The sequence below is a fragment of the Paenibacillus sp. Pae15 genome (assembly GCF_024519685.1).
Taxonomy (GTDB): Bacteria; Bacillota; Bacilli; order Paenibacillales; family NBRC-103111; genus Paenibacillus_G; species Paenibacillus_G naphthalenovorans.
This window is the reverse complement of the sequence record NZ_JALJRM010000055.1, coordinates 1-8,639: the sequence shown is the minus strand read 5'-3', so window position 1 is coordinate 8,639 and position 8,639 is coordinate 1. Positions and strand designations below refer to the sequence as shown.

General features: G+C 50.4%; 4 protein-coding genes, 2 pseudogenes, 1 riboswitch and 2 other annotated features. All 6 genes and pseudogenes read right to left on the bottom strand.

The features are described 5' to 3' along the window. Nucleotides 1-1,753: pseudogene (locus tag NR121_RS24605) on the bottom strand (hypothetical protein); the annotation flags it as partial. A 534-nt stretch (nt 1,754-2,287) separates the two neighbouring features. Further along, complete coding sequence (locus tag NR121_RS24600) at nt 2,288-3,856, bottom strand: 2-isopropylmalate synthase (RefSeq protein ID WP_062411058.1); 1,569 nt, start codon at nt 3,854-3,856, stop codon at nt 2,288-2,290. 83 nt (nt 3,857-3,939) lie between these two features. After that, nucleotides 3,940-4,204 (bottom strand) — a binding site (T-box leader). Between the two features lie 34 nt (nt 4,205-4,238). After that, nucleotides 4,239-4,497, bottom strand: a binding site (T-box leader). A gap of 164 nt (nt 4,498-4,661) precedes the next feature. Continuing rightward, a complete protein-coding gene (locus tag NR121_RS24595) occupies nt 4,662-6,074 on the bottom strand; it encodes an NCS2 family permease (protein ID WP_062411059.1) in 1,413 nt (470 codons plus the stop codon). Nucleotides 6,075-6,175: 101 nt separating this feature from the next. Beyond that, nucleotides 6,176-6,276, bottom strand: a riboswitch (purine riboswitch). A 245-nt stretch (nt 6,277-6,521) separates the two neighbouring features. After that, nucleotides 6,522-6,710: pseudogene (locus NR121_RS24590) on the bottom strand (GMP synthase (glutamine-hydrolyzing)); the annotation flags it as partial. 140 nt (nt 6,711-6,850) lie between these two features. Continuing rightward, entirely contained in the window at nt 6,851-7,789 is a 939-nt protein-coding gene (locus tag NR121_RS24585) for a restriction endonuclease (protein WP_054820248.1), read from the bottom strand. Between the two features lie 18 nt (nt 7,790-7,807). Next, on the bottom strand, nt 7,808-8,639 hold an 832-nt coding region (locus NR121_RS24580; protein ID WP_256832101.1), incomplete at its 5' end, for a hypothetical protein.

The window sequence follows — 8,639 nt, the reverse complement described above, 5'->3', positions numbered from 1 at the left end:
CCCCCAGCAGCACACCCATAAGCTCGTTGCCGATGCCGTAGTAGCGGGCGCCGATCATCGCATCATAGCCGAGCACCGACCGCTTCATCGCTTCCGCTCCTGTGTATAAGTCCAGCAGGATCAGCCCGCTGATCCCCAAGCCGCTCAAGCACAGCAGCCGGATCAACTGCGGTACTCCGCGGAAGCCTGATGCCGCACCGCCTAACACCGCTCCGGACAAGCCGAGCAGCAGCAGGGTAACCCAGATCCATGTGTCCAATTGTATCAACCAGCCTAAAGCCAGCAGGATGCCGGGCGTCAGCAGCACGCTAAACAGCAGTCCGCGCAGCAGTCTGCGCCACCACCTTCTGCCCGCCGCTCCGAACCAAACCGCAGCGAGCCCTGCCAGCATGACCACCACCTCAAACCCGGCAACCCCGTACAAGATAGGCGAACGCAGCGCATATACGCTGCTCATCCTCTCCACTTCCCGCAGCAGCCAGCTTAATGCGCCGTCTTGAGAACGATCCGTTCCGCCGATCGGTTCTGCATGCCGGACGGCAAGACCGGTCATTTCCTCCGGACGCGTCACCCCGAACTCCGCAAGCATCGAAGGGGCGATATCGACAGCCGATACAATGCCCGGGCGTCGTGTCGTTTCCGAGGTCAGCAGCCCGGAACCGGCCGTGTGCCCCGGAGACCAGCGCAGCAGCGGCGTCAGCTGCAGCTTTTCTTTTAACGCCTCTGCATGAGGCTGAGGGCTTACCAGCCAGAGCACATGGCGTTTACCGGACGCCGCCATTTCGGCGGCCAACCGTCCGATAAACCGGTCCAGCTGCTCTAGCACCGCCTGTTTGCGCAGCACAAACAGCTCCGACGCATACATGTCTTTTTCCGCATACAGACGGTGCAAATCGCCCAGCTCAATCAATGCCAGCGTTCCGGAAGGAGCGCTCTCCTCAGCCGCAGCCTTTTTCCATACTTCAAATACCCGTTCGAAGCGGGTGAGAACACCGTACGGCATCGCTTCATTCATTCCCAGCAGGGACCTTCCTGCATCGCCTGTTTCTATACGCCCCCATTCGTCCATCACCATTAATGGCGCGGGACGCCGGTACATTTCGGTTCCGCTCCCCGGCTTATCGACATTCCCCCATACCGCCAAACGGATCCCGTGCCGCTTTAATGTTTCTCCAAGCAAGCCGGGGCGAGCCCCATAGGTTCCGCGAGCATTGCTTCGCCGCACCGCTTCGATCGGCGGAATGACCACAGCAGCAGCATCTTGGTCCTTTGCCGCGGATATCGAGAACCGTTCCAACAGCTCGTCCGCCCGCTGCCCCTCACGCCGTTCCGTCCGGTTCCACCCTTCAGCTCCCCGTCCGTCCGCCGGCGCTCCGGCGCCCCATGTTGCATAGACCGATTCCAGCCCCCGAAAAGGCAATCTTACATTCATCGCCCCCCAGTCCCCTTCTTCCGACAAATGCCGAAGCGCGGGCATGCTGTACAGCCACTCCGGACGAAGCTCCATAAAGGACAATCCCGGCACCGATACAACGGTAACCAATGGAGCATGGTTTTCCACAGTGGGGATAACCGGAGCGGCGGCCGGAGAGCTGTGGACGACATCGGCGGTCAGACCGGGACTTATCCCCGACGCAGAAGCAGCCGGCGCAGCATAACATCCAACCATCCACATAAACAGCCCGGCGGCTGCATAGCTTATCCGTTTCGACGTCTTGAAGCAGAATGTTTTGCCAAGCCATTCCCAGCGCATCGAGCCAAGCCCCTTCCTTTCCCATGGATCCGCAAAGCTTCCTTCTTCCAATTCACACCCGGAGCACAACAAGAGCATACCCAGCGCACGTCAAGAACATGCTCTCTCCCGCCATCGGCCATCCGATAAATCTATCTGTCTGCGGCCTCAACCGGCATTACTCGCTAACCCGCCTATATTCGCTGCTGCATGCATTCCACTATCCCGTTCTTCCGCGCATCTTTCACTTTTGAGACTCTTTTGGTACTTTGCCCAAAAACAACCTTTTTATCCAGTGTGCATATAACCAAGGAATCACATAGCAATATCCACAAGATTATCCCCAGAATATCATGTCGCTTCTTCTAGAATAATCAGCCTTTTTCGTCTAATCCACAAAGTTATGCACATTATCCACAGATCTGTTGTGAAAAACTTATCCACCCTCCTGCGGGAAAACCTTTCTTACAGGTACGAGTATCGGCGCGGCTTTTGTGAATTACTCACAATATGCACAAGGGCTGTGGATAACTATTATCCACAGCCCTTTCGACATTACGGTATTGTAATTTCCACTTCCAAGGGTTCGACCGAACCGCCTTTCGATGCCTTCACCCACTCGCGAGCCGCCTGGTTGCACGCTGCCATGTATGCATGAGCCGCCGCCATCAAAATATCGCGGTTCTCCGCTATGCCGCGGTAGGTTTTCCCGTACGCCCGTATGGTTACAATCGCCTCGCCGCTTGCTTCTTCCCCTGCAGACAGCGAATACAGCTCCAAATCGGCGAACTCCGCTTCAAACGGCAGGCCCTGCTTGATCCCGGCTACAACAGCTTCCACCGGGCCGTTACCTGTTCCCACATAAACCGCCTCTTCTCCCGTTGCCTCATTGCGGATCGTACAAGACGCCACCCGATGTCCTGCATTGCCTGTGATCAGCTGCACGGATACAAGCGTATACGGCTCCAACACCTGATTCACCGTGTGACCTACCAATTCAAGCAGTTGATGGTCATGTACGACCTTCTGGCGGTCCGCCAGCGACTTGAAGGCAGCATAGAAGCTTTCCATCTGCTCCTCGTTCAGCTCTACCCCGAACTGGCTTACCCGATGCTTGATCGCATGGCGGCCGGAGTGCTTGCCGAGAATGATCATGCTGCGCGGGATGCCCAGCCGCTCAGGATCCATAATTTCATAGGTGCTGCGGTTTTTGAGCAGTCCGTCCTGATGAATGCCCGCCTCGTGCTGGAACGCATTGCGTCCTACAATCGGCTTATTGAACGCGATCGGAAAGCTCATCGCGCGGCTGACTAATTGGGAGGTGTCAAAAATATGCTCCGGCCGAATCGATGTCTCCGCTCCAATCGCCGCCTTCCGTGTTTCGAGCGCCATCACCAGCTCCTCCATCGAGCAGTTGCCGGCGCGTTCCCCTACGCCGTTCACGGTCACCTCCACCTGGCTGACTCCCGCCTGAATGGCGGCCAGGCTGTTCGCAACCGCCAGGCCAAGATCGTTATGGCAGTGTGCGCTGTACTGAACCTGCTGCCCGCCCCGGACATTCTTCATCACCCGGGTAAACATCGCCCCATATTCCTCCGGCAGCGCATAGCCGACCGTATCGGGGATGTTAATGATCGTGGCCCCTTCTTCAATCACGGCTTCGATCATTTCGAACAGGAATTCGTCCCCTGTCCGCGTGGCATCCATCGGAGAGAACTCGATCCGGTCTACAAACTGCTTGGCGTAAGCCACCATTTGACGGGCAATGCCGATCACCTGCTCCCGGGATTTGCGCAGCTGAAAGTCCAGATGAATGCTGGACGAAGAGATGAACAGATGCAGCCGCTTGCGTTCGGCATCTTGGATTGCACGGACGGCCGCATCGATGTCTTCCTTCATAGCCCGGGCAAAGCCGCATATTTCAACGCCGGCGACTTCCCTCGCAATTTGCTGCACCGCTGCGAAATCCCCCGGACTTGAAATCGGAAATCCCGGCTCGATCACATCCACCCCAAGCTTCGCGAGCTGTTTGGCAATCACGATTTTTTGCTCCGGCGTCAGCGTCGCTCCCGGCGCCTGCTCTCCATCTCTCAATGTCGTATCGAAAATGTGTATTTTTCTCATCTTTCCCGTTTGGTCCTGATTCATCATCACCATCATCCTCCTCAGATTTTTTCCTGCAAAAAAAGCCTGCCATCTCTTGAAAACCAAGAGACGACAGGCTGTAACCTTGCCGCGGTACCACTCTTTTTGAACTCCAACCTCCAACGCACGTTAGAATTCCACCTCGAACCCCTTGTCACGGAGGGCTAATCCGTCGCAGCCTACTCGACCTTCACGAGAGATTTCCCGCAAGTTCTTTGGGCTTTGCCGCTCCCGGGCGAGTTTCAAGCTTCCGCCGACTGCGTCGCACCACCCCGCAGCTCTCTGTACAACCGGATTGACTTTACTGATCCCGTTCTTCGCGTTTCAACATATTCAATTAAAAAAGCCCGCCGCCTCTAACCAAAGAGACGACAGGCTGTTCCTATCGCGGTACCACTCTTGTTGACCCCGGCTTTGCCTAGAAAGCCGTTGCCCGCTCGATGCCTGATCACGGAGGCGACCCGTCAAAGCTTACTGCCTGCAGAAGTGCAGCGCTACACTCCGGCCGTTCAGCTTTGCCGCTCCCGGGCGAGATTCGCCGATGCTCCCGACTGCGTTGCACCACCCCGCAGCTCTCTGGACAGGACATGAAGGCTACTGCTCCCGTTCGTTGCGTTTTTGATTTGATTGCTATTATAGTATGCACGTTGCTTAAAGTCAATGCCTATTTTCAGAAAACTTTCGCAATTCCGCTTGTGGCTTCCCATCGAATAGAAAAGCTCCGGCGCCCGAATTCAGCGGACACCGGAGCTGGTAAACGACTTTGAATACACCGTACAAGCGATTAATGGCCCCCGAGGAAAATATACCTGGCAATAATGAGAATGGCCAAAATCCACATCAGCCAATGCACTTTATATTTTCCTTGGCCGCTCAATCTGGCGACCGTTGCGAGAAGCACGTAAGCCACGATACCGAAGGAAATCCCGTTGGCAATGTTATACGTGAACGGCATCATCGTAACAGTCAAAAAGGCCGGAATGCCGTAAACCAGATCCTGGAATTCAATTTCACGAACGGACTGCATCATCAGTACGCCGACAACGATCAGTGCAGCCGCCGTGGCGGAGCCCGGAATGAGCGCTGCGATTGGCGCGAGGAACAGCGCCAGCAGGAAGCAAACACCCGTCGTGACAGCCGTCAGACCCGTACGTCCGCCTTCGGCAACGCCGGCTGCGCTCTCGACATACGCCGTTACCGTACTCGTACCCACCAACGCGCCGCCGCTGACGCCGATGGCATCCACCATCATCGCTTTGCCGACCTTTTTGTTGCCTTCTTCTTTATTTTTCATAAAACCGGCGCGGTTGGCCGTTCCGACCAGCGTTCCGAACGTATCAAACAATTCCACGAACGTAAATGTCAATATGACGGAAATGATCCCGGCATTCATGACACCGGCAAAATCAAAATGCGCAAACGCCAGCTTGCTCATGTCCGGCACCCAGGTCGTTTCGCCGCTTGTCAGAGTAGCCAGGCTCACCACCGGAGAGCCGTCCGGATTGCTCATGAACAGGCCTGCCACCGTTGTCAGCAAAATCCCGAACAAAATCGCGCCGCGTACCTTCAACACCATCAGAATGGAAATCAGAGCAATCCCGATAATGCAAAGCAAAACGTTCGCATTATGCACATCGCCCAGGTGAAACACCGTTTCGAAGGACAACAGCTCCGTATATTTGCCCTTCGGAATATCGTTTGCGGCTTCGACGGCAACCGCCAGCAGACCGCTGTTTTTGAGCCCGATAATCGTGATGAACAGGCCGATACCGACCGTAATCGCATGCTTCAGACTGTCCGGAACGGCGACAAGCAGCATCTGACGAACCTTGGTCACGGTCAAAATAATAAAAATAATCCCTGAGATAAAAACGGCTGCCAAAGCCATCTGATACGTAAACTGCCCTTGCGAAGCGAGAATCACCGTAGCAAAGTAAGCATTAAGACCCATCCCCGGCGCCAACGCCACCGGAAAGTTAACGAACAAGCCCATGGCGATGGTCATCACGCCTGCGGCAATCGCCGTAGCGAGGAAAACCGCCGTCCAATCCATCCCGGTCGCTCCCGAGCCGAATGCGCTCAGTATGTTCGGATTAACGGCCAAAATATACGCCATCGTCATGAACGTCGTCAGACCGGCCATGATTTCCGTGCGAACCGTGGTGCCGTTCTCCTTCAGCTTAAAAAAACGATCCATTCCTGAAATCCCTCCAAAATGGTTTTTCGGAACAACGACAAAAAGCCCGGCTACCTGATATTTCCGGGCTTCAAGAAAAAGAACGCTCCACGGACGAATGCCGTGAACCGCTTTTTTTTCGTAGCCAGATCATTTACGGTGACCTCGTAGAGACTTCCGGGCCGATTCCCGGAATTATACGAAAACGGTTATTCCCTTTTATGAATCTAACCCTTATTCTAAAATCGCCGTCGAAGCTTGTCAATGATTTTTCCGAACATTTTTCAGCTTATCCGTAAATTCGTTCGGCAAAAAGGAAAATAACTCCTTGGGATCCAATCGGTGACCCCCTCTAAGATTTTCCTATTGGCGGATGTTTTATGCTTTTTCTATTTAGCGGTCTTGATCATGCTGCAGCGCAAAAAAGCCCGTTCCCTCCTTGCAAAAGAAAGAACAGGCTGATTTTATTTATTCCCACTCGATCGTCGCCGGCGGTTTGGACGTTACGTCGTAAACGATACGGTTAACGTTGTCGACCTCGTTAACGATACGAACGGAGATTTTCTCGAGCACATCCCAAGGAATGCGAGCCCAGTCGGCTGTCATGCCGTCGATAGAGGTAACCGCACGGATGCCGACGGTGTAGGAGTAGGTGCGTATTATAGAGTTAATTACTATTCATTTTCCACGTTGTTCGGTATATCAATTGTAGCGGGTAAAATGACCATTTTCAATACTTAAATATTCGTTTGCAGCAGTTACAAATGCAAAAAATTTGGATTGTAATCTTACTTCAACTAGACATGCTTGGGACTATATTTTCTTCGCTTATTTTCCACAATTATCTCAACTCTTTCAGACCAATCACTTCCCAAATGAGCATTAAAAAGAGTTTTCATATCATCATACGTCCATATATGAATCCTCCTGTCTTCATTTTTAAGACTCTCACTAACATAACCAGTACAGAAAATAACTCCTCTATTTACTTCGTTCTTTTCTATTACTCTACTAAATGCTCGAACGGTCTCAATAGTAAGTGGAGTCGTTTTATACAACTTACATTCTATATATACTTGCTCAACACCGTCCGGCCTTATAGCTGTTGCAATTATATCTTTTCCTCCGTCACGACTCGCTGATGTCCATAAGGTTTCGTAACCCATGCTCTCGTATAGATTCTCAATGAACCATTCGAACTCTATTGGTTTAAGATTCATTAACTTTCCGAGTGAATTTTCACAATAAATAAACTTCGCATATATAATTTCAATACATTGTCCTATACCAATTATTCGATCATCAGGAAGGTTAGGCTGAGAATAAATGTAACTTTCAAGTGCTTGAGCAGCATTATAAGGCTTATTAGGAAGAAGGTCTAATACCCATGTCATCCCTTCCCAAGCATCCTGTCCCTTACTCAATCGTATTAATCGTTCACTGCTTGACCTTGTTTTAGCATGCTTGCTCAGCTTCGCATCCTTAGATTGAAGCATAATCTGATTTATAGAATAATCACTTAAGTCTTGATTACGTGTTATAGGTTCTAACAGATGCCTCAACAAATTTTTCACATCTATTAAAGGCACATCTTCCATATTATCCAAGTATTCATCTAACCACTCATCATAGGGAATCCTCACAGATGGGTAAACATCTCCCCCATTAATCACAAGGTTTTGCCACTCATTAAATGACTTATAATTAGTAGTATAGAGCCATTCATTTAATTGCAATCCGATCTCCTCCTACTATTATGCTTCTGATCTGCTTTTCGCTAAAAGTAAAAGTGCTCGAATTTGAGCCTCATAAGCAATATATTCATCAGGCGTAAAAATCTCATTGTGCTCTACAAAATAATCATCTGTTTCGAATGCCAAGTAAGTTAAAAATGCTTCATCATACGGGATGTTTAAGTGATTTTCCGAATCCTTGATCCCTTTAAATACCGCACTATGATAGCTAAAGTCAGTCCGAACTGAGCGTGTACTAGTAATATAGGGAAACAAGCCATCTAAACTATAAATTTTAGCAACATTTTCTGAAAGATTGGCTAAAGCCACGGCAATAAAATCTGTCTTACTCAATAAATGAGCCTGTTCTAAAATCTCTTCCACCTTGCTCTTATCAATGTACTGATGTTTTGTCACATCTAACACAGCGGGACTTCTCTGTTCTTCATTCATTAGATACTCATAATAACCTTGATAGATGTCAGTACGTTTATAAGCTTCAATCGACTCTGCTCCAATATATTTTTCTACAAACTCTTCTGAATATGGCTCCGTCATTAATTCCATTGTCCTAGAGTAAATCTCATAATCCATTAGTAAAACCGGAAACGGATCGATTGCAAGCCGAAATACTGCTATAGCTCCAATACAAGAAATAAGACATTTCTCGAAGTCAGTTATTAAAGCACTTCTATCATCTTTTGTTCTGGAAATGTGATTTTGTGCAATATAAAACGTGTTAAATCCCTGTTTATGAACATATTTATTCATAAATTCTTTTACTTCTTGGAGTTTTTTGGTAGTGTCAAGAAGTTTGTGTAACGTAGTAGATATATCCAGAAGTGGTTGCGTG

Excerpts from the sequence above, each read along its gene's own strand:
- NR121_RS24595 (WP_062411059.1), bottom strand. The coding sequence starts at position 6,074 with ATGGATCGTTTTTTTAAGCTGAAGGAGAACGGCACCACGGTTCGCACG.
- NR121_RS24600 (WP_062411058.1), bottom strand. The coding sequence starts at position 3,856 with ATGAGAAAAATACACATTTTCGATACGACATTGAGAGATGGAGAGCAG.